Source organism: Pseudomonas palleroniana, assembly GCF_003031675.1.
Lineage (GTDB): Bacteria > Pseudomonadota > Gammaproteobacteria > Pseudomonadales > Pseudomonadaceae > Aquipseudomonas > Aquipseudomonas palleroniana.
Window position 1 is genome coordinate 1 of sequence record NZ_PYWX01000039.1, and the last position, 21152, is coordinate 21152.

Genomic DNA, 21152 nt, shown 5'->3' on the forward strand with positions numbered 1-21152 from the left:
GGCTTGCTCCCGATGGACTGCGTAGCAGGCCCATTTTTGAGGCCGCTGCGCGGCCTATCGGGAGCAAGCCCCCTCCCACAATTTATTCATCGCCCACTTTATCGCTTAACTGACTGGCATTAGGGCAAGCCCGCTCACTACAGCAGCTTGTCACACCTTGTCTCATCTTCGGTTATGCTCGCCGTTCGTCGTAAATGAACGGAGGCTCCATGACCGCTGCCCGCCTGCTACTCCCCCTGAGCTTTGCTCTGCTCGCCGCGTGTGCCAGTGCGCCGAAGCAAAACGTCACCGTGGACAGCCAAAGCGCCTGCCCGCTCCAGCTTAAATCCGGGCAAAACCTGATCCTCACCCTACCCAGCAACCCCACCACCGGTTACCGCTGGGCCATCCAGGACTCCGCCGGCGGCGTGCTGCGCGCCCTGAGCCCGGAGGTCTACAGCAGCGCGGAATCCGGCGTGATCGGCGGCGGCGGCCAATCCACCTGGCGCTTCCAGGCGTTTGCCGCAGGCCAGGGCCGTTTGCGCCTGACCTCCCAGCAGCCTTGGGAGCCGGAAGCCGAACCCACTGAGACCTTCGACTGCGCCATTACGGTGAACTGATATGCCCTGGCTGATCCTTGCGTTGATGGGTGCCGGCACCTTTATCTACGGCCTGAGCACTCACGCGGCACTGTTGTGCCTGCTGGTCAAACCCATGCCGGTGCTTGCGCTGCTGGGTTGGCTGCATGATGCGCCGCCCACCGACTATCGACGCTGGATCAGCCTGGGGCTCATTTTTTCCCTGGTAGGCGATGTATTGCTCGCTTGGCCGGGCGACCTGTTTATCTTTGGCCTGGGTGCATTTCTATTCGCACACCTGGCGTATCTCAAGGCGTATTTCAGCGACTGCCGGCGCTTGGCGCTGCTGCCATTGATACTGGCGCTGGGGGTGGGAGCCGTGCTGTTGAGCATCCTGATCGCCCACGGCCTGGGTGATTTGCTGATACCGGTAGTGATTTACGCAGCGGTGATCAGCGCCATGCTCTGGCGTGCACTGGCACGGCTGGGCAGCGACGTGCCAAAACGCTCGGCACTGCTGGCGGCTGCGGGAGCGCTGTCATTTGTGTTTTCCGATACGCTGATCGGCATCAATCGGTTCGTCGTGTCGTTCGACGCGGCGCCCTATCTATTGATCGTCACCTACTGGCTCGGCCAGTGGGGCATCACCGCCTCGGCTTTCCATCAGACAACCCGCGCACACGCGGGCCAACTTGGCTAAAATGCCGGCCTTTTCCACATCAATGCCGGAACAACCGTGAGCAAAGAACCCGATCGCCTATTCGCCCAGCCCCTGCCCCAGGTGCCGGACTTCGCCTTTAACGAGGACGTGGTGCGGGTGTTCCCGGACATGATCAAGCGCTCGGTGCCGGGTTACCCGACCATCGTCGAGAACCTCGGCGTGCTCGCGGCGCAGTTTGCCCAACCCAACAGCGTGCTCTACGACCTGGGCGCGTCCCTCGGGGCGGTGACCCAGGCCCTGCGCCGCCATGTGCGCACCGACGGTTGCCGGGTGATCGCGGTGGATAACTCGGCGGCGATGGTCGAGCGCTGCCGCGAATACCTCAATGGCCAGGACTCGATGTTCCAGGAGCTGTTGCCGGTTGAAGTCATCGAGGGCGATATCCTCGCGCTGCAGTTCCAGCCGGCCTCGGTGGTGGCGTTGAACTTCACTCTGCAATTTATCGATCCCGCCGAACGCCTGGGCCTGCTGACGCGCATCCGCCAGTCGCTGCTGCCGGGCGGTGCGTTGATCCTGTCGGAAAAGCTGCGCTTCAATGATCCTGAAGAGCATGCGTTGCTCACCGACCTGCATATCGCGTTCAAGCGCGCCAACGGCTACAGCGAACTGGAAATTGCCCAGAAGCGCAGCGCCATCGAAAACGTCATGAAGCCCGACAGCCTCGAAGAACACCGCGAACGCCTGCTGGCCGCCGGATTCTCGAAAGTCGTGCCGTGGTTCCAGTGTCTTAACTTTGCCTCGTTGATTGCCTTGCCATGATTGATCTGTCTCCCCTCGCCCGCCACTTGGTCGGCACTCCCCTGGCCGTGTGGGCCCAGGGCCTGCAAGCGCAACTCGATAGCAAGATGGAAAAGGGTCATGGCGACTTGGAGCGTTGGCAGAGTGCGTTGGACGCGCTGCCGCAGATCCAGCCCAGCGAAGTCGACCTGATCAATGGGCTGACACTCGACACCGACTGCGACGATGCCACCCGCGCACAGATGCGCACCGCGTTGATGGGCCTGAGCCCGTGGCGCAAGGGGCCGTTCCATCTGTTCGGCGTGCATGTGGACACCGAATGGCGCTCGGACTGGAAGTGGTCGCGGGTGGCGCCTCACCTGAACTTGAAAGGCAAACGCATCCTCGATGTCGGCTGCGGTAACGGCTACTACATGTGGCGCATGCTCGGTGCCGGGGCTGACAGCGTGATCGGCGTGGACCCCAACTGGCTGTTCTTCTGCCAGTTCCAGGCGGTGCAGCGTTACTTGTCCGAACCCAAAGCCTGGCACCTGCCCTTCCCGTTCGAAGATCTGCCGGCGAATCTGGAAGGCTTCGATACGGTATTTTCCATGGGCGTGTTTTATCACCGCCGCTCGCCGATCGAGCATTTGCTGGCGCTGAAAGACACCCTGGTCAAAGGCGGCGAATTGGTCCTGGAAACCCTGGTGGTGGAAGGCGACCAACAGCAAGTGCTGGTGCCGGAAGATCGCTACGCGCAGATGCGTAACGTGTGGTTCCTGCCGTCGGTACCGGCGTTGATGCTGTGGCTGCGACGGGCCGGGTTCAGTGAGGTGCGCTGTGTAGACGTCAGCGTAACGACGGTGGAGGAACAGCGTGGCACGGAGTGGATGAAGTATCAGTCGTTGAGTGATTTCCTCGACCCCGATGATCACAGCAAGACCATCGAAGGGCTGCCGGCGCCGATGCGGGCGGTGATCATCGCCAAGAAATAACGCTGATCATTCACTGAAGCAATAGAGATCAAATTGTGGGAGGGGGCTTGCTCCCGATAGCGGTGCATCAGTCACACATAAACTGACTGACAGGCCGCCATCGGGAGCAAGCCCCCTCCCACATTTTTTAATCCCCAGGGTTGTTTAGAGAGATGGCTTGGCTCGGCGGGCCTTGAAGAATTCGCTGAGCACCGTGCCGCATTCCTCGGCCAGTACGCCCCCTTCAAATAACACCCGATGGTTGAGAAAACCCTGGGTGAAAAACTGCCCCTGGCTCTGCACAATCCCGGCCTTGGGCTCCAGCGCGCCATACACCACCCGCGCAATGCGCGAGTGCACGATCAGCCCGGCACACATGCTGCACGGCTCCAGGGTCACATACAGCGTGCTGCCGACCAGCCGATAATTGCTGATCGCCTGCGCGGCGGCGCGGATGGCGACCATTTCGGCGTGGGCACTGGGGTCGTTGCCGCTGATGGGGCAGTTGAAACCGCGGCCGATGATTTCACCCTCCTGCACCAGCACCGCGCCTACCGGCACTTCCCCCAATGCGGCGCCTTGAGCGGCGAGGGCCAGGGCTTCGCGCATGAAGTCCTGGTCGCGGCTGCGATCGATAATGGCTGCGGGACGGATCTGGCGCATTACGCCACCTCGATGGCGGCCATCAGGCCGGTTTCCATGTGGTCGATCACGTGGCAGTGGAACATCCACACCCCCGGGTTATCCGCCACCAAAGCCACACGGGCACGCTCATTCTTGCCCAGCAGGTAGGTGTCGGTGAAGTACGGGATCACCTTGTGGCGGTTTGAAGCGATCACCTTGAAGCTCATGCCGTGCAGGTGGATCGGATGCTGGTACTGGGTCATGTTCTTCAATTCGAAAATGTAGCTCTTGCCCTTTTCCAACTTGGCAATCGGGCGGTCGGCGCAGGTCTTGTCGGTGATATCCCAAGCCTTGCCGTTGATCTGCCACAGGCTCGGCGGTTTACCGTCGTCCACCGACACGGTGCCCACCCATTCGAAATTGAAGTTGAGTTTCTCGGCGTTGGCCAGGTCCGGCTCGCTGATCGGGTTGGCCGGCAAGGCTGCAGGCCATTCGGTGGGTGCATCGGTGTTGGCCACCGAGCGGAAGGTACCGAGGCGCACCGGGCCGTTGCGCAGGGAGAGTTCTTCACCCGCCGGCGGCGCCTTGATCGCCAGGCAAATCCGCATGCCAGGGCCCAGCCAGTACTCCTTGCCCAGTGGGCGCGGCTCGACGGGGTTGCCGTCCAGGGCGTAGATCTGCGCTTCGGCATCGGGAATATTGAGACGATAGGTCAGGGTGTTATCGAGGTTGAGCAGGCGCACACGGGTAATCTGCCCGGCCGGCAAATCGATCACCGCCTGGGAGACGCCATTGATGGTCGACAAACGCCCGGCAGTACCGCCACGCGCCGCCTCACGCGGTACGCTGAAAGCAACAAAGGCGCCCTCCTCGTCCACGTGCCAGCTTTTCAGGCTCAGGGTGCGTTCGTGCTTGAAGCCTGTAGGCTCGCGCTCTTCGATGATCAACGGCCCGACCAGGCCACGGCCAAGTTCTTCACTGCTGTTCACGTGGGGGTGATACCAGTAGCTACCGGCATCGGGAACGCGGAATTTGTAGTCGAAGTATTCACCCGGCAACACCGGCAGCTGTGACACGTACGGCACGCCGTCCATTTCCAGCGGCAGGCGAATGCCATGCCAGTGGATCGTGGTAGCGACCGGCAGGTGGTTGATGAAGCGCACGCGCAACCATTCGCCCTGGCGCACGCGCAACTCGGTCCCCGGCGCCGAAGGGCCGAACGCCCAGGCTTGGGTCTTGTGTCCCGGCACCAGTTCCACGTCCAGGGGCGCGGCGATCAATTCGTAGTCGTGCCCCGCTTCAGCCTCGGCGACCTTCCCCAGCCAGTAGCGATAGGCACCACCGGCCCCCACGCCCACTACGGCAAGGCCGGCCAGGCCACCCAGGATTTGTCGACGGGAAAAGGATCGGGACACAACAACCTCACGTATCTGCCGCAGGACCAAGCCCTGCAAAGGGCAGATACGATACACCGGCGGGGTCTAAACAGTAAGACTTCTCATGTGGGAGCAAGCCGCTCCCACACGGGATCTCAAGCCTTGGCGGCGGCCAGGATCAGCGCCTTCATCTCGGCCACGGCGCCTTTGAAACCGACGAACAGCGCATGGGCCACCAACGCGTGACCAATGTTCAACTCGTTGATGCCCTTGATCGCCGCCACGGCTTCGACGTTGTGGTAGTGCAGGCCATGGCCCGCATTGACGATCAGGCCGGCCTTGAGGCCGCAGCTCACGCCATCAATGATGCGTTGCAGTTCCTCGGCCACTTCGGTTGGCGTGGTGGCATCGGCGTAACGGCCGGTATGCAGTTCGATCGCCGGCGCGCCGACACGACGCGAGGCTTCGATCTGGCGCTCGTCGGCGTCGATGAACAGTGAGACTTCGCTGCCGATCTTCGACAGGCGCTCCACGGCCGCCTTGATCCGGGCTTCCTGGCCGGCGACGTCGAGACCGCCTTCGGTGGTCAGTTCCTGGCGAGTTTCCGGCACCAGGCAGATGTGCGCCGGGCGGATGCGTTCGGCGAACTGCATCATTTCTTCGGTGACGCCCATTTCGAAGTTCATGCGGGTTTGCAGCACATCCTTGAGCACCAGCACGTCACGCTCCTGGATATGGCGACGGTCTTCGCGCAGGTGCACGGTGATGCCGTCGGCGCCCGCTTCTTCAGCGTCCAGCGCGGCCTTGACCGGGTCAGGGTAACGGGTGCCCCGGGCCTGGCGCAGAGTGGCGACGTGGTCGATGTTGACGCCAAGAAGAATGCGGTTGCTGGTGGTCACGGAAGCGCTCCTGAAAAGGGAAAGAAACGCTGCACAGCATACACGGGGTTGTCAGGGCTTTCGAAACAACTCGCGACTGACCAGTGGCCGCCCCCCCAGATGCACGGCCAGGGCCTGGCGCATCAGGCGCTTGGCGGCGGACAAGGCTCCCGGGGCGCTCCAATCGGCTTCGCTCATGGCCAGCAGCTCAGTGCCCTGAAACAGGCCGGGTTGCAGCAGGTACACACGCTCAAGGCCGGCGTCGACTTGCAGGCGGTACATGCCATCAGCGGCGATCGGTGCTCCGTGCAGGTCGTTGGCGAGTTCGAAGCCGTAGCCCAGATCATCCAGCAACCGCCATTCGAAGGCGCGCAGCAGCGGTTCCAGGGGGCGGCCTTCGGCGAGGGCCAACAGCGTGGCGGCGTAGTGATCGAAAACGGCCGGGTGAGGGTCTTCGGCGGGCAGCAGGCGGATCAGCAGTTCGTTGAGGTAGAGGCCGCTGAACAGCGCCTCGCCATTGAGCCAGGCCGAGGTGCCCAGACTTTCCATGCGGCCGACGTTTTTCAGCTCGCCCTTGCCGCGAAACTCCACATCCAGGGCCACGAACGGCCGCGCCAATGTGCCCGCCTTACCCCGTGCGCTGCGCAACACCGCACGCAGGCGGCCTTGAGGGGTGAGGAAGTCCACCAGGGCACTGGTCTCGCGGTAGGCGCGGCTGTGCAGGACGTAGGCGGGTTGGCTGGTGGGCTGGGACATGGAGGCTCACTGCTGGAATGCATTTTTTGAAAACTGCACAAACCGAATGTGGGAGGGGGCTTGCTCCCGATGGCGGTGGTCAGTCACTTATGTATTAACTGACCCACCGCCATCGGGAGCAAGCCCCCTCCCACATTTTCAGTCCTGCGGTGTTCTGCTTAAAGGTCGCCGTAACCCAGGGAGCGCAGTGCGCGCTCATCATCGGACCAACCACCTTTCACCTTCACCCACAGGTTGAGCATGATCTTGGAGTCAAACAGCAACTCCATGTCCTTGCGCGCTTCGGTGCCGATGCGCTTGATGCGCTCGCCCTTGTCGCCAATGATGATTTTCTTCTGGCCGTCACGCTCGACGAGGATCAGCGCATGGATATGCAGGGTCTTGCCCTGCTGCTTGAACTCTTCGATTTCCACGGTGATCTGGTACGGCAGCTCGGCGCCCATCTGGCGCATGATTTTCTCGCGCACCAGTTCAGCGGCGAGGAAACGGCTGCTGCGGTCGGTGATCTGGTCTTCCGGGAAGAAGTGCTCGTTCTCCGGCAGGTGCTCGGCGATCACACGCTCCAGCGCATCGAGATTGTGCCCGTGCTGGGCGGAAATCGGGATGATCTGGGCGTTCGGCAGTTGTTCCTGCAGCCAGCTCAGGTGCGGCATCAGCTCGGCTTTGTCTTCGATGCGGTCGGTCTTGTTCAGGGCGACGATCAACGGGCCGGTGACATACTGCACGCGCTCCAGAACCATCTGGTCTTCGTCGGTCCACTTGGTGCGGTCAACCACGAAGATCACCACGTCGACGTCTTTCAACGCGGCCGAAGCCGTCTTGTTCATGTAGCGGTTGAGGGCTTTCTCGCCACCTTTGTGCATGCCCGGGGTGTCGACGTAGACCGCTTGCACGTTGCCTTCGGTCTTGATGCCCAGCATGTTGTGGCGGGTAGTCTGCGGCTTGCGCGAGGTGATCGCGAGCTTCTGGCCCAGGATGTGGTTCAGCAACGTGGACTTGCCCACGTTCGGGCGTCCAACGATGGCGACATAGCCACAGCGTGTTGCGGTTGAATCAGTCATGGCCATTCTCCACGCCCAGGGCAATCAGTGCTGCAGCGGCCGCTACCTGTTCGGCAATACGACGGCTCACACCCTGGCCTCGGCTTTTTTCGTTCAGTAAGGTGATTTCACATTCCACGAAGAATACGCGGCAATGGGGCTCACCCTGGATGTCCACCACTTCGTAGCGTGGCAGTTCGCAACCGCGCGACTGCAGGAATTCCTGCAGGCGGGTCTTGGGGTCTTTGTTGGTATCGACCAGCGTCAGGCTCTCGATCTCGGAGGTCAGCCAGGCAGTGACGCGCTCCTTCGCCGCTTCCATGCCGGCATCGAGGTAGATCGCACCGATCAGCGCCTCAAGGGCATCGGCCAGGATCGACTCGCGGCGGAAACCACCGCTTTTCAATTCACCGGAACCCAGGCGCAGGTATTCGCCCAGGCCAAAACCACGGGCCAGTACCGCCAGGGTCTCGCCTTTCACCAACCGTGCACGCAGGCGTGACAGCTGGCCTTCACGGGCTTGGGGGAAACGCTCGAACAGCGCCTCACCGGCAACGAAGTTGAGGATGGCATCACCGAGGAATTCCAGGCGCTCGTTATTACGCCCTGCAAAGCTGCGGTGTGTGAGGGCAAGGACCATCAATTCCTGGTCCTTGAAGGTGTAGCCGAGCTGGCGCTCGAGACGACTTAGAGAAACGGTCACGGTTTATCCATATCTAGTTGGTGGCACCGGCGGCCATCGACGATTGACGCAGTGTTCAAATTCAAATCCTGATTGGTGTCGCATGAAGCCGGGCCAATGTTTGTCCCAACCCCAGAAAAGCATTCGGCGCTGTGTGAACAGCGCCGTCTGTATTACTTGATCAGCCCGACCCGCGAGAAGTTCGGCAGGTGGCTGAGCTTGGGTTCCGGCCAACTCATCCAGACCGCAAAGGCCTTGCCGACAATGTTCTCGTCGGGAACCATGCCCAGCAGGTCCTTGGGAATGCTGGGGTCATCCCAGTAGCGGCTGTCGTTGGAGTTGTCCCGGTTGTCACCCATCATGAAGTAGTGACCGGCCGGCACTTTCCACTGGCCATCAGGCATTGCGCGGTAGCGGCTCATTTCCTTGCGGATTTCGTGCTCTACCGTACCGAGTTTTTCCTGGTACAGCTCGGCGCTGCCCAGGGTGTTCGGCTCGGTGCCCAGCAGCTTCTCGGCCACCGATTCACCGTTGACGAACAGACGCTTGTCGCTGGTGTAGCGGATCACGTCGCCCGGCAGGCCCACGACACGCTTGATGTAGTTGACGTTCGGGTCGCTTGGGTAGCGGAACACCATCACATCGCCGCGCTGCGGGTCACCCACCGGGATGACTTTCTTGTCGATCACCGGCAAGCGAATCCCGTAGGAGAACTTGTTCACCAGGATGAAGTCGCCCACGTCCAGGGTAGGTTTCATCGACCCCGACGGGATCTGAAACGGCTCCACCAGGAACGAGCGCAACACCAGCACGATGAACAGTACCGGGAAGAACGACTTGCCGTATTCAACCAGCAGGGGCTCTTTGTTCAGCTTTTCGACCACCACCGCATCGGGCTGGCTGACGCTGCCCTGATAGGAGGCGATAGCCGCCCGCCGACGCGGGGCGAAGAACACCAGATCGAGCAACGCCAGGAGACCGCAAACGGCAACGGCGATGACCAGCAACAGCGGGAAATTTAGCGACATAGGACCTAACTATCCAACCTGAGCACCGCAAGGAAGGCTTCTTGTGGAACTTCCACGTTACCTACTTGCTTCATGCGTTTTTTACCGGCCTTTTGCTTCTCAAGCAGCTTGCGCTTACGGCTTACGTCACCGCCGTAGCATTTGGCCAGTACGTTCTTTCTGAGAGCCTTGACGGAGGTCCGCGCAATGATCTGCCCGCCGATGGCGGCCTGGATCGCGACGTCGAACATCTGGCGCGGTATCAGTTCTTTCATCTTCTCGGTCAACTGCCGACCTTTGTAATGCGCGTTGTCCTTGTGCACGATCAACGCCAGTGCATCTACCTTGTCGCCGTTGATCAGCACATCCAGTTTCACCAGATTAGCCGATTGGTAACGATCGAAATGGTAATCCAGCGAAGCATAGCCGCGACTGGTGGACTTGAGGCGGTCGAAGAAGTCCAGAACCACTTCGTTCATCGGCATATCGTAGGTCACTTGCACCTGCGTACCGAGGAACAGCATGTCGCGCTGGACGCCACGCTTCTCGATGCACAAGGTGATGACGTTGCCCAAGTGCTCCTGCGGAACCAGGATATTGGCCCGCACGATAGGCTCGCGCATGTCTTCGATCGCCGACAGATCCGGGAGCTTGGACGGGTTATCGACGTAAATCGTTTCACCGGTTTTCAGCAACAGTTCAAAAATAACCGTTGGCGCGGTGGTGATCAGGTCCAGATCGTATTCGCGCTCAAGGCGCTCCTGGATGATTTCCATGTGCAGCATGCCCAGGAACCCGCAACGGAAGCCGAAGCCCAGGGCGTCGGAGCTTTCCGGGGTGTACTGCAACGACGAGTCGTTGAGGGTCAGTTTTTGCAGGGCTTCGCGGAAATCTTCGAAGTCGTCCGAACTGACCGGGAACAGCCCGGCGTAGACCTGTGGCTGAATGCGCTTGAAGCCCGGCAGTACGTCGACGTCCGGCGTGCTGCTCAAGGTCAGGGTGTCACCCACTGGCGCACCGTGAATGTCCTTGATACCGGCGATGATGAAACCTACTTCACCGGCTTTCAGATCAGCGGTCGCGGTGTGTTTCGGGTTGAATACACCGACGCTGTCCACCAGGTGGATCTTGCCGGTGGACTTGACCAGGATCTTGTCGCCCTTCTTCACGCGGCCGTGGCGCACGCGGACCAGGGAAACAACGCCCAGGTAGTTGTCGAACCAGGAGTCGATGATCAACGCTTGCAGCGGGTCTTCGATGTTGCCGGTCGGGGCGGGAATGGTGTGCACCAGGCGCTCGAGCACTTCGTCGACACCCAGGCCGGTCTTGGCGCTGCAGGTGACGGCGTCGGTGGCATCGATGCCGATGATCTTCTCGATCTCTTCCTTGACGCGCTCAGGCTCGGCCTGGGGCAAGTCGATCTTGTTCAGCACGGGCATCACTTCCAGGCCCTGCTCGATCGCGGTGTAGCAGTTGGCAACCGACTGCGCTTCAACGCCCTGGCCGGCGTCAACCACCAGCAAGGCACCTTCGCAGGCCGCCAGGGAACGGCTGACTTCGTAAGTGAAATCGACGTGGCCTGGGGTGTCGATGAAGTTCAACTGGTAGGTAATGCCGTCTTTGGCCTTGTAGTACAAAGTAACGCTGTGGGCCTTGATGGTGATCCCGCGCTCGCGCTCGAGGTCCATGGAATCCAGTACCTGGGCTTCCATTTCACGCTCGGCGAGGCCGCCGCACATCTGGATGAATCGATCGGCCAGCGTCGACTTGCCATGGTCAATGTGGGCGATGATGGAGAAATTGCGGATATGACTCAAATCACTCACGGGTCAACACTCAAAAAGGCTGCAGGCAGATTGCCCGCTGAAAAATAGCCGGGAATTGTACCTGATGCTCAGGCCAGACGTCATCTTTGCTGACCAGAACAAAAATGCCCCGATCTCTCGACCGGGGCATTTTTTGTTCATAAGCGCAGTATCAACCGGCCCGGCGCAGCAGCCACAACCCGGCCACGGCGCAGATCGCCGTCGGCACCAGTACCGCAAACAGCGGAGAAAAACCGAACACCAGGCTCGATGGGCCAAGCAGATCCTGGGCGATACGGAACGTGAAGCCCACCAGCACGCCGGTAAATACCCGCTGGCCGAGGGTCACGGAACGCAGCGGACCGAAGATGAAGGAAATCGCCATCAAGACCAACGCAGCGGTGACCACCGGTTGCAGCACCTTGACCCAGAACGCCAGCCAGTAGCGGCCGTTATTCAGGCCCTGGTCCTTGAGGTAGTGGATATAGCTCCACAAACCGGAGATCGGCAGGGCTTCCGGGACCATCACCACGGTATTGAGCAGTTCCGGCTTCAGGGCGATGTCCCATGGCTCGGAGGCCACGTTGATCACTTCGGTGCTGGCCTTGGTGCCTTGGCCCACATTGCGGAAATAGGTGGTGGTGACATCACTCAACTCCCACTTCTCGGCACTGTACTGCGCACGCTTGGCAAAGCTGGAAGTCAGCATGTGCCGCTCTTTGTCGAAGGTATAGCGGGTTACCCCGATCAACAGGCCGCCCGGCTGCACAGCGTTGATATGGATGAACTCGTCTCCCTGGCGGTGCCACAGACCGTGCTTGGCGCTTTGCGCATCCCCCGAACCCTGGGCCAGGGCGCGGTTGGCCTGGGCCGTGGCTTCGGCAGGCGGCGCTACGTATTCACCGACCAGCACGCTGCAGGCCATCAGCAGGAGCATGGGCTTCATCACCGCCCAGACGATACGCCCGATGGACACACCGGCGGCACGCATGATGGTCAGTTCGCTGCTGCTGGCCAGGCTGCCGAGGCCGATCAGGCAGCCGATCAGCGCCGCCATCGGCATCATGTCGTAGACACGACGAGGCGCGGTCAATGCGACGAAGCTCAATACGTCCGTGACGGTATAGGTGTCGGTGACGTTGCCGACTTCGTCGATGAAAGCGAACAACGAGGCCAGGCCAAGGATGATGCCCAACACCGCCAGGATGGCGATCAGTACGCTGCTACCTATATAGCGATCAAGCTTAGCCACGGGCCAACTCCTTCAGGCCACGACGGCTCTTCATTTTCAAACGGATAGGTTCCCAGTAGAGCAGCCCCAGGCCGATCGCCAGGAATATCCCATGCACCCACCACAGGCCCAGGGCCGGCGACAACCTGCCCTTCTCCAGGGAGCCACGGGCGGAAATCAGGATGGTCAGGTAGGCCATGTACAGCAGGATCGCCGGCAGCAGCTTGAGGAAACGGCCCTGGCGCGGGTTGACCCGGGACAGCGGCACGGCCATCAAGGTCACGATGAACACCAGCAGCGGCAGGGAAATCCGCCATTGCAACTCGGCGATGGAGCGCAGTTCCTGGCTGCCGAACAACGAGGCAGTCGGGAGCGCGTCGCGGTCGGTTACCTCTTCACTGATTTCAGGCTTGGCCAGCATCACACCATAAGTGTCGTACTTGATCGCCCGATAGTCCGCGAGGCCAGGGCTGCCGTCATAACGATAGCCATTTTCCAGGATCAGGTAGCGGCTGCCGTCAGGGCGTACTTCCTGGCGCCCGCTATTGGCCACCAGAATCGAAATGCCGCGGTCTTTCTGGTTCTGGCCGAAGTTTTTCTGGGAAATGAACACACCACCGAGGTTGGAGCGGTCATCGGTCATGGTTTCGGTATAGGTCACCCGCGTGCCGTCGTTGAGCGCCTGGAAGCGCCCGGGCTCCAGGGTGTCGAACTCGGTCATCGCATCCTGTTTGTTCAGCAGCAGCTGGAACTGCATGGCGCCCTGGGGCGCCAGGCTCATGCTCAACCATGCCACCACCAAGGCAACACCGGCAGCCGGCACCATGGTCATGGCCAGCAGACGCTGCTGGCTCATGCCGGTGGCCGAAAGCACGGTCATTTCACTTTCGAGGTACAACCGGCCATAGGCCAGCAGAATGCCCAGGAACAGGCCAAGCGGCAGGATCAACTGCAGGAAGCCCGGCAGGCGAAAGCCCATGATCAGGAACAGCGAGCCCGGGTCCAGAGCCCCGGAAGCGGCCTGGGCCAGGAATTTGACGAAACGACCACTCATGGTGATGACCAGCAATACCGCACTTACGGCACTCAGGGTCAACAGGACTTCGCGGGACAGATAACGGAAGACGATCAAACCAGACACTCCAGGGTTGTCAGGCTAAGGCGGCCAAACAAGCAAGCATAACGAGTCGACCCGTTTGCACGGGCCGGCTAAAAAGATTGCGCATTATCCTGTGATTGACCGCGCCTGTCACGGAGCTTACTCATGCGCGTGCACAAAGCATGTGGCAAGGGTTGTCAGGTTCCGTCGGCGAGGTTCAAACTGCGGCCTTTGCCGCTGGCGGTTTACCAAGCCGCCAGGCGTTAAAGCCTGCGTACAAACCTCAGGCTCACAGACCTTGATAAGGGACCCGAAAATGGAATTGGTTGTAAAAAGCGTTAGCCCCGAAACGTTGAAAACCGCCACCCTCGTGGTCGCTGTCGGCGAAGGCCGCAAACTTGGCACCGCCGCAAAGCAGCTGGACGAATTGAGCGGTGGCGCCATCAGCGCCGTGCTCAAGCGCGGCGACCTGGCCGGCAAAGTCGGCCAGAGCCTGCTGCTGCAAAGCCTGCCCAACCTCAAAGCCGAGCGCGTCTTGCTGGTTGGCGTGGGCAAGGACGCCGAACTGGGCGACCGTCCGTTCCGCAAGATCATCAGCGGCATCCTCAGCACCCTCAAGGGCCTGGGCGGTAGCGAAGCGACGGTGGCACTCGATGAAATCGTCGTAAAAGGCCGCGACAGCTACGGCAAGACGCGCCTGCTGGCCGAAACCCTGGTCGACGGCGGTTACATCTTCGACCAGTTCAAGAGCCAGAAAGCCGAACCCCGCGCCCTGAAAAAAATCACCCTGCTGACCATCAAGGCCGCCCAGGCTGAAGTCCAGCGCGCCGTGACCCACGCCCAGGCCATCGCCAATGGGATGTCGTTCACCCGCGACCTCGGCAACCTGCCGCCGAACATCTGCCATCCGACCTTCCTCGGCGAACAGGCCAAGGCACTGGGTAAAGAGTTCAAAGGCTTGAAAGTCGAAGTGCTCGACGAGAAGAAGATCAAGGAACTGGGCATGGGCTCGTTCTATGCCGTGGGCCAGGGCAGCGACCAGCCGCCACGCCTGATCGTGATGCAATACAACGGCGGCAAGAAGTCCGAGAAGCCTTACGCCCTGGTGGGTAAAGGCATCACCTTCGACACCGGCGGCATCAGCCTCAAGCCTGGCCTGGGCATGGATGAGATGAAGTACGACATGGGCGGCGCCGCCAGCGTCTTCGGTACCCTGCGTGCCGTGCTGGAGCTGAAACTGCCGATCAACCTGGTGTGCATCCTGGCCTGTGCCGAGAACATGCCGAGCGGCGGCGCTTCGCGCCCAGGCGACATCGTCACCACCCTGAGCGGCCAGACCGTCGAAATCCTCAACACCGACGCCGAAGGCCGCCTGGTGCTGTGCGATGCCCTCACCTACGCCGAACGCTTCAAGCCGCAGGCCGTGATCGATATCGCCACCCTCACCGGTGCCTGCATCGTCGCCCTGGGTTCCCACACCTCGGGTCTGTTGGGCAACAACGACGAGCTGATCGAGCAACTGCTCAGCGCCGGTAAAGCCGCCGACGACCGCGCCTGGCAACTGCCGCTGTTCGATGAGTACCAGGAACAGCTGGATAGCCCGTTTGCCGATATCGCCAACATCGGCGGCCCGAAAGCCGGCACCATCACCGCGGCCTGCTTCCTGTCGCGCTTCGCCAAGAACTTCAACTGGGCGCACCTGGACATCGCCGGCACGGCCTGGACCAGCGGCGGCAAGGACAAGGGCGCCACTGGTCGTCCGGTTCCACTGCTGACCCAGTACCTGCTGGATCGCGCCAAGGCCTAACCCTGGAGCGAGCATATCGTGGCGAGGGAGCTTGCTCCCGCTGGACTGCGCAGCAGTCCCCAGCTTTTCTGGGGCCGCTGCGCGCCCCGGCGCAAGCAAGCTTGCTCGCCACAATACGCTCGCTTTTATCCCGGTTGAGGCCGTTCAGGAACCGCAATGACCCAAGTCGACTTCTATATATTGCCCAGCGCCGACCCGCTCGCGCGCCTGGACTTTGCCTGCAAACTCACCGAAAAGGCGTGGCGCATGGGCCACCGCATTTACCTGCATTGCAGCGATGCCGCCCAACGTGACGAGCTCGATGCCCGCCTGTGGCGCTTCAAGGGTGAAAGCTTCGTGCCCCACGGCCCCGCCGAATCCGAACCCGACGGCCTGGTCGTCCTGGGATTGGGCGACAGCTGCGGCGATCACCATGACCTGCTGGTCAACCTCGACCTGAAAGTACCGCCCTTTGCCAAGGCGTTCGCCCGGGTGGCGGAAGTGGTGGTGGAAGATCCGGCTATTCGTCAGGCCGCGCGGGAGAGTTTCCGTTTCTACCGCGAACAGGGCTATCCTCTGCAAGATCACCGGCTACAACGACTTTGAGTAAATGATGGACACTTCCAACCCTTTAAAAAAAGACGACCACCTGCTGGACGACCTGGAGTCGATCCGCAAGTTGCTGGGTGATGATGACTTGCAACCGCCGCTGCTGACCGAGACGGTCGAAGGCGAGGTACAGATTCCGCTGCTGTTCGACATGGTCGGCGGCAAACCCGTCGCACCGGAACCGGTTGCCCAGGCGCCCGCCGTCGAGCCAGCCCCCGTCGAAAAAGCGCCAGACGCCCTGCTGCTGCACCTGGACAACGAACTGCGCGCCGCCGCGCAACTGATCATGCAGGACGTGATCGACGACTTTGCCCCGCACATCGAAACCGAGATCAAGCGCCGCCTGGATGCGAGGATGGAACGGTTGCTCAGCCAGTACCAGTCTTAAATCAAACAAAGATCCCCTGTGGGAGGGGGCTTGCTCCCGATAGCGGGGTATCAGCTACCCCTGAACTGGCTGGTCCACTGCTATCGGGGGCAAGCCCCCTCCCACATTTGCCCCCCATACACCTCAAGCCCGTCTTCGCCTCGCCCTGCGCCCTATCCCCCGTTATACTTGCCGGCTTTCCTGAATTAATGCCAACTAGGGTCCCGCCGCGCATGGATAAGACCTACCAGCCGCACGCCATCGAAACTTCCTGGTACAACACCTGGGAATCCGAGAATTATTTCGCCCCGCAAGGCGCGGGCGATTCCTACACCATCATGATTCCGCCACCGAACGTCACTGGCAGCCTGCACATGGGCCATGGCTTCAACAATGCGATCATGGATGCGTTGATCCGTTTCCGCCGTATGCAGGGTCGCGACACCCTGTGGCAGCCGGGCACCGACCACGCCGGTATCGCCACCCAGATGCTGGTGGAACGCCAACTCGAGGCCACCGGCCAAAACCGTCACGACCTGGGCCGCGAGAAATTCCTCGAGAAAGTCTGGGAATGGAAAGACCAGTCCGGCGGCAATATCAGCCGTCAGATCCGTCGCCTCGGCTCGTCCGTAGACTGGAGTCGCGAACGCTTCACCATGGACGATGGCCTGTCGGAAGCCGTGAAGGAAGCCTTTGTGCGCCTGCATGAAGACGGCCTGATCTACCGCGGCAAGCGCCTGGTCAACTGGGACACCAAGCTGCACACGGCGATTTCCGACCTCGAAGTGGAAAACCACGACGAGAAAGGTTTCCTGTGGAACCTCAAATATCCGCTGGCCGATGGCGCCAAGACTGCTGAAGGCAACGATTACCTGATCGTCGCGACCACCCGTCCGGAAACCATGCTTGGCGACGCCGCCGTGGCCGTCAACCCGAACGATGAGCGCTACCAGGCGCTGATCGGCAAGTTCGTCGAACTGCCGTTGGTCGGCCGTCGCATCCCGATTATCGCGGACGACTACTGCGACCCCGAGTTCGGCACCGGCTGCGTGAAAATCACCCCGGCCCATGACTTCAATGACTACGAAGTCGGCAAGCGCCACAACCTGCCGCTGCTGAACATCTTCGACAAAAATGCCGCCGTCTTGCCGGCCTGCCAGGTCTTCAACCTGGACGGTACGCTGAACGACAGCATTGACGGCAAGATCCCGGCTGAATACGTGGGCCTCGACCGTTTCGAAGCACGCAAGCAGATCGTCGCCGCCTTCGACGCCGCCGGCCTGTTGGTCAGCGTTGACGACCACGGCCTGAAAGTGCCGAAGGGCGACCGCTCCGGCACCGTGATCGAGCCGTGGCTGACCGACCAGTGGTACGTGTCCACCAAACCGCTGGCGGAACCTGCGATCGCCGCCGTGGAAGATGGCCGCATCCAGTTCGTGCCCAAGCAGTACGAAAACATGTACTTCTCGTGGATGCGCGACATCCAGGACTGGTGCATCAGCCGTCAACTGTGGTGGGGCCACCGCATTCCGGCCTGGTACGACGAATCGGGCAAGGTCTATGTAGGCCGCGATGAAGCCGAAGTGCGTGCCAAGCACAACCTCGGTGCCGACATTGCGCTGCAACAGGACAACGACGTACTGGACACCTGGTTCAGTTCGGGCCTGTGGACCTTCTCTACCCTGGGCTGGCCGCAGCAGACCGAATTCCTCAAGAAATTCCACTCTACCGACGTGCTGGTCACCGGTTTTGACATCATTTTCTTCTGGGTCGCCCGGATGATCATGCTGACCATGCACCTGGTGAAGAACGAAGATGGCACGCCGCAGGTACCATTCAAGACCGTGTACGTGCACGGGCTGGTGCGTGATGGCCAGGGCCAGAAGATGTCCAAGTCCAAGGGCAACGTGCTCGACCCGCTGGACATCATCGACGGCATCGACCTGGAAACCCTGGTGCAGAAACGCACCTCGGGCCTGATGCAGCCGAAGCTGGCGAAGAAGATCGAGAAGCAGACCCGCGACGAGTTTGCCGACGGCATCGCCAGCTACGGCACCGATGCCCTGCGCTTCACCTTCTGCTCGCTGGCGTCCACCGGTCGCGACATCAAGTTCGACATGGGCCGCGTCGAAGGCTATCGCAACTTCTGCAACAAGATCTGGAACGCGGCGCGCTACGTGCTGGATAAAGGCGAAGACTGCGGCCAGAACGGCGAAGCCTACGAGCTGAGCCTGGCCGACCGCTGGATCATCTCGCAGTTGCAGCGCACCGAAGCCGAAGTCACCCGCCAACTTGACCAGTTCCGTTTCGACCTGGCCGCACAGGCCTTGTACGAGTTCATCTGGAACCAGTATTGCGACTGGTACCTGGAGCTGTCCAAGCCCGTGCTGTGGGACGAGAACGCGCCGATCGAACGCCAGCGTGGCACCCGTCGCACCCTGGTGCGCGTGCTGGAAGTGGCACTGCGCCTGGCGCATCCGTTCATGCCGTTCATCACCGAAGAAATCTGGCAGCGCCTGGCGCCGCTGGCCGGTATCGAAGGCAAGACCATCATGCTGCAACCTTGGCCGGTGGCCAACGAAGCGCGCATCGATGAGGCGGCCGAAAGCGATATCGAATGGCTCAAGACCCTGATGCTCGGCACGCGCAACATCCGCGCCGAGATGAACATCGGGCCGGGCAAGCCACTGGCGGTGTTCGTCAAGAACGCCAGCGCCGAGGATCAGCGTCGCCTCAGCGAGAACGATGCACTGCTCAAGAAGCTGGCGAAGCTGGAGTCCATCACGGTCCTGGCTGATGGTGCCGAAGCACCGCTGTCCGCCACCGCATTGGTGGGCGACATGGAAGTGCTGGTGCCGATGGCCGGCCTGATCGACAAGGGCGCCGAACTGGCACGCCTGGACAAGGAAATCGCCCGCCTGCAAGGCGAAGTGCAGCGTGTGGGCGGCAAGTTGTCCAACGCGGCGTTTGTCGACAAGGCGCCGGCCGAAGTGATCGACAAAGAGCGCGCCAAGCTCGCCGAGGCTGAACAGGCCCTGGGCAAGCTGGCGGAGCAGCATGCGCGGATTTCCAGCCTGTAAGGCGGAACCTGTGTGAAAAAAGAGACCTTCGGGTCTCTTTTTTTTGCCTGGAACTCCCCAATTCCAGGCTGGCAATACAATCAAGGTGGAGGGGGGCCTGCCCTCTCCCACATTTGCCCGAGATCACCTCGGGATGTGTGACAATGCTCGCCACTTTGAGCCAACACCAGAATCATCATGACCGCCCCCAGTACGCCAAAACCTCCGCGCAAGAAGCCTAAAACCGCAGCCACGGCCAAACCCGTCGTGCCGCGCAAAGAGGCCACCCTGCACCCGCGCAACCGTCACACAGGCCGTTACGACTTTCCGGCGCTGATCAAGACCACGCCGGAACTGGCGAAGTTCGTGATCATCAACCCGTACGGCAAGGAAAGCATCGACTTCGCCAGCCCGGAGGCGGTGCGGGTCTTCAACCGGGCGCTGCTCAAGGCCTTCTATGGTATCCAGCACTGGGACATCCCTGCCGACTACCTGTGCCCACCGGTGCCTGGGCGCGCCGACTACGTGCACTTCCTCGCCGACCTGCTGGCCAGCACCAATGACGGCAAGATCCCGCGCGGTTCTATCGTCAAGGTGCTGGACGTCGGCATGGGCGCCAACTGCGTCTACCCCCTGATTGGCTACATGGAGTACCGCTGGAACTTCCTGGGCTCGGACGTCGACCCTGTCGCCGTGGCCGCAGCCAAGGCCATCGTGCAGTCCAACGACCTGGGCAAAGTCATTCAACTGCGCCAGCAACCCAATCCCAAGCAGATCCTGCTGGGGTTGCTGGAACCGGGCGAGCGCTTTGACCTGACGATGTGCAACCCACCGTTCCATGGGTCCATGGAGGAAGCCACCAAGGGCAGCGAACGCAAGTGGCGTGCCTTGGGCAAGGCGGATCCCAAGCGCAAGTTGCCGGTATTGAATTTCGGTGGCCAATCGGCAGAGTTGTGGTGTGAAGGCGGTGAAGCGCGGTTTGTGACGCAGCTGATTGCCGAGAGCGCGCATTTTGCCCACAAGGTGTTGTGGTTCAGCACCCTGGTGTCAAAAGCGTCGAACCTGCCCGCAATCGAGACAGCACTGAAAAAGGCCGGCGCGCTGGAAAGCCAGGTGGTGGAGATGTCCCAGGGGCAGAAACAAAGCCGTTTCGTCGCCTGGACCTTCCAGACCAAGAACGAACAACTGATCTGGCGCCAACGCTGGGTCCGCAACTGACCCCTGTAGTGAGCGGGCTTGCCCGCGCTGGGCTGCGAAGCAGCCCCATACCAAACACTGCATTTCTCCAGCCTGACCACAATTGCCGGTTTTAGGGCGGCTTCGCCACCCAGCGCGGGCAAGCCCGCTCACTACAAGGCAAATCGCAGGCAATAAAAAACCGTGCCCGGATCGCTCCGGAGCACGGTTTTTTTGCTGCGTCTTACTTGTTAACAGCGTCGGTCAGGCCTTTGGCCACAACCAGCTTGATAACTTTCTTGGCAGCGATTTCGATGGCAGCGCCAGTCGAAGGGTTACGGCCAGTACGGGCAGGACGCTCGGTCACTTTCAGTTTGCCAACGCCTGGCAGAGTGATTTCGCCGCCGTTTTCCAGCTGATCAGCAACAACTTGGCTCAGTTGGTCCAGCAGAGCGCGCACGGTAGTTTTCGGTGCGTCTACTGCTTCAGCCAGGTCAGCGATCAGTTGGTCTTTAGTAATAGCCATTGTGGTGTTCCTTCCCTATCAAATTCATATGGATTGCAGAGTGCAGTGTCAGCCATCGAGCCCGACCGTCTAGGCCTGGCACCCCAGGCTTAATAACCGCGGAGATCGGGGTTATAGATGCTTGAAACGGGGATTGGTTCGACCTGACAGATGCTGAATGCA

Annotated in this window: 20 protein-coding genes; 9 read left to right on the plus strand and 11 right to left on the minus strand. The window is 61.0% G+C overall.

What is annotated here, in order from left to right; translation table 11 throughout:
* The first annotated feature begins 209 nt into the window (after positions 1–209).
* From C9383_RS13745 to cmoB, 4 genes are read left to right on the plus strand one after another with little or no spacing between them, the layout of a single operon-like run.
* On the plus strand, positions 210–599 hold the full coding sequence (locus C9383_RS13745) for a protease inhibitor I42 family protein (RefSeq protein WP_090366553.1): 390 nt from the start codon (positions 210–212) through the stop codon (positions 597–599).
* A gap of 1 nt (position 600) precedes the next feature.
* The gene (locus C9383_RS13750; RefSeq protein WP_090366555.1) at positions 601–1257 is read left to right on the plus strand and encodes a lysoplasmalogenase; all 657 of its coding nucleotides are present in this window, start codon (positions 601–603) and stop codon (positions 1255–1257) included.
* A 36-nt stretch (positions 1258–1293) separates the two neighbouring features.
* Positions 1294–2037: a carboxy-S-adenosyl-L-methionine synthase CmoA gene (gene cmoA, locus C9383_RS13755; RefSeq protein WP_090366557.1), complete on the plus strand. Its 744-nt coding sequence runs from the start codon at positions 1294–1296 to the stop codon at positions 2035–2037.
* Positions 2034–2990: a tRNA 5-methoxyuridine(34)/uridine 5-oxyacetic acid(34) synthase CmoB gene (cmoB, locus tag C9383_RS13760; protein WP_060754483.1), complete on the plus strand. Its 957-nt coding sequence runs from the start codon at positions 2034–2036 to the stop codon at positions 2988–2990. Before cmoA ends, cmoB begins: the two co-directional genes overlap by 4 nt.
* A gap of 144 nt (positions 2991–3134) precedes the next feature.
* Here cmoB and tadA read toward each other — a convergent pair whose 3' ends face one another.
* The 10 genes from tadA to lptF all read right to left on the minus strand — a co-directional run bounded on the left by tadA (position 3135) and on the right by lptF (position 13500).
* On the minus strand, positions 3135–3632 hold the full coding sequence (tadA, locus tag C9383_RS13765) for a tRNA adenosine(34) deaminase TadA (RefSeq protein WP_060754484.1): 498 nt from the start codon (positions 3630–3632) through the stop codon (positions 3135–3137).
* Positions 3632–5008, minus strand: a complete 1377-nt coding sequence (locus C9383_RS13770; RefSeq protein WP_104996208.1) for a multicopper oxidase family protein — start codon at positions 5006–5008, stop codon at positions 3632–3634. The genes tadA and C9383_RS13770 overlap by 1 nt, the downstream gene beginning before the upstream one ends.
* Positions 5009–5124: 116 nt before the next feature.
* The gene (pdxJ, locus tag C9383_RS13775) at positions 5125–5868 is read right to left on the minus strand and encodes a pyridoxine 5'-phosphate synthase (RefSeq protein ID WP_060754485.1); all 744 of its coding nucleotides are present in this window, start codon (positions 5866–5868) and stop codon (positions 5125–5127) included.
* A gap of 51 nt (positions 5869–5919) precedes the next feature.
* Entirely contained in the window at positions 5920–6603 is a 684-nt protein-coding gene (gene recO, locus C9383_RS13780; protein WP_060754486.1) for a DNA repair protein RecO, read from the minus strand.
* 158 nt (positions 6604–6761) lie between these two features.
* Positions 6762–7664 (minus strand): GTPase Era, encoded by a 903-nt coding sequence (gene era / locus C9383_RS13785; protein WP_016978271.1) that lies wholly within the window; start codon positions 7662–7664, stop codon positions 6762–6764.
* Positions 7657–8346, minus strand: a complete 690-nt coding sequence (gene rnc / locus C9383_RS13790) for a ribonuclease III (protein ID WP_033902449.1) — start codon at positions 8344–8346, stop codon at positions 7657–7659. The genes era and rnc overlap by 8 nt, the downstream gene beginning before the upstream one ends.
* Positions 8347–8498: 152 nt before the next feature.
* The gene (lepB, locus tag C9383_RS13795; protein WP_060754982.1) at positions 8499–9353 is read right to left on the minus strand and encodes a signal peptidase I; all 855 of its coding nucleotides are present in this window, start codon (positions 9351–9353) and stop codon (positions 8499–8501) included.
* Positions 9354–9358: 5 nt separating this feature from the next.
* On the minus strand, positions 9359–11158 hold the full coding sequence (gene lepA / locus C9383_RS13800; protein WP_090366560.1) for a translation elongation factor 4: 1800 nt from the start codon (positions 11156–11158) through the stop codon (positions 9359–9361).
* Between the two features lie 151 nt (positions 11159–11309).
* Positions 11310–12389, minus strand: a complete 1080-nt coding sequence (lptG, locus tag C9383_RS13805) for an LPS export ABC transporter permease LptG (RefSeq protein ID WP_060754984.1) — start codon at positions 12387–12389, stop codon at positions 11310–11312.
* Positions 12382–13500: an LPS export ABC transporter permease LptF gene (lptF, locus tag C9383_RS13810; protein WP_090366562.1), complete on the minus strand. Its 1119-nt coding sequence runs from the start codon at positions 13498–13500 to the stop codon at positions 12382–12384. Before lptF ends, lptG begins: the two co-directional genes overlap by 8 nt.
* A gap of 283 nt (positions 13501–13783) precedes the next feature.
* Between lptF and C9383_RS13815 the strand changes: the two genes are divergently transcribed.
* The 5 genes from C9383_RS13815 (at position 13784) to rlmF (ending at position 20506) form a co-directional block, all read left to right on the plus strand.
* The gene (locus C9383_RS13815; protein WP_090366564.1) at positions 13784–15274 is read left to right on the plus strand and encodes a leucyl aminopeptidase; all 1491 of its coding nucleotides are present in this window, start codon (positions 13784–13786) and stop codon (positions 15272–15274) included.
* A gap of 156 nt (positions 15275–15430) precedes the next feature.
* On the plus strand, positions 15431–15859 hold the full coding sequence (locus C9383_RS13820) for a DNA polymerase III subunit chi (protein ID WP_060754987.1): 429 nt from the start codon (positions 15431–15433) through the stop codon (positions 15857–15859).
* Between the two features lie 7 nt (positions 15860–15866).
* Positions 15867–16250: a DNA polymerase III subunit chi gene (locus C9383_RS13825; protein ID WP_090366566.1), complete on the plus strand. Its 384-nt coding sequence runs from the start codon at positions 15867–15869 to the stop codon at positions 16248–16250.
* 212 nt (positions 16251–16462) lie between these two features.
* Complete coding sequence (locus C9383_RS13830) at positions 16463–19309, plus strand: valine--tRNA ligase (protein ID WP_090366567.1); 2847 nt, start codon at positions 16463–16465, stop codon at positions 19307–19309.
* A 177-nt stretch (positions 19310–19486) separates the two neighbouring features.
* Positions 19487–20506, plus strand: coding sequence for a 23S rRNA (adenine(1618)-N(6))-methyltransferase RlmF (rlmF, locus tag C9383_RS13835; RefSeq protein ID WP_090366569.1), 1020 nt, complete (start codon positions 19487–19489; stop codon positions 20504–20506).
* Between the two features lie 202 nt (positions 20507–20708).
* On the opposite strand, the gene C9383_RS13840 is transcribed toward rlmF, so the two are convergent.
* Positions 20709–20990, minus strand: a complete 282-nt coding sequence (locus C9383_RS13840) for an HU family DNA-binding protein (protein ID WP_003188840.1) — start codon at positions 20988–20990, stop codon at positions 20709–20711.
* Positions 20991–21152: the final 162 nt, after the last annotated feature.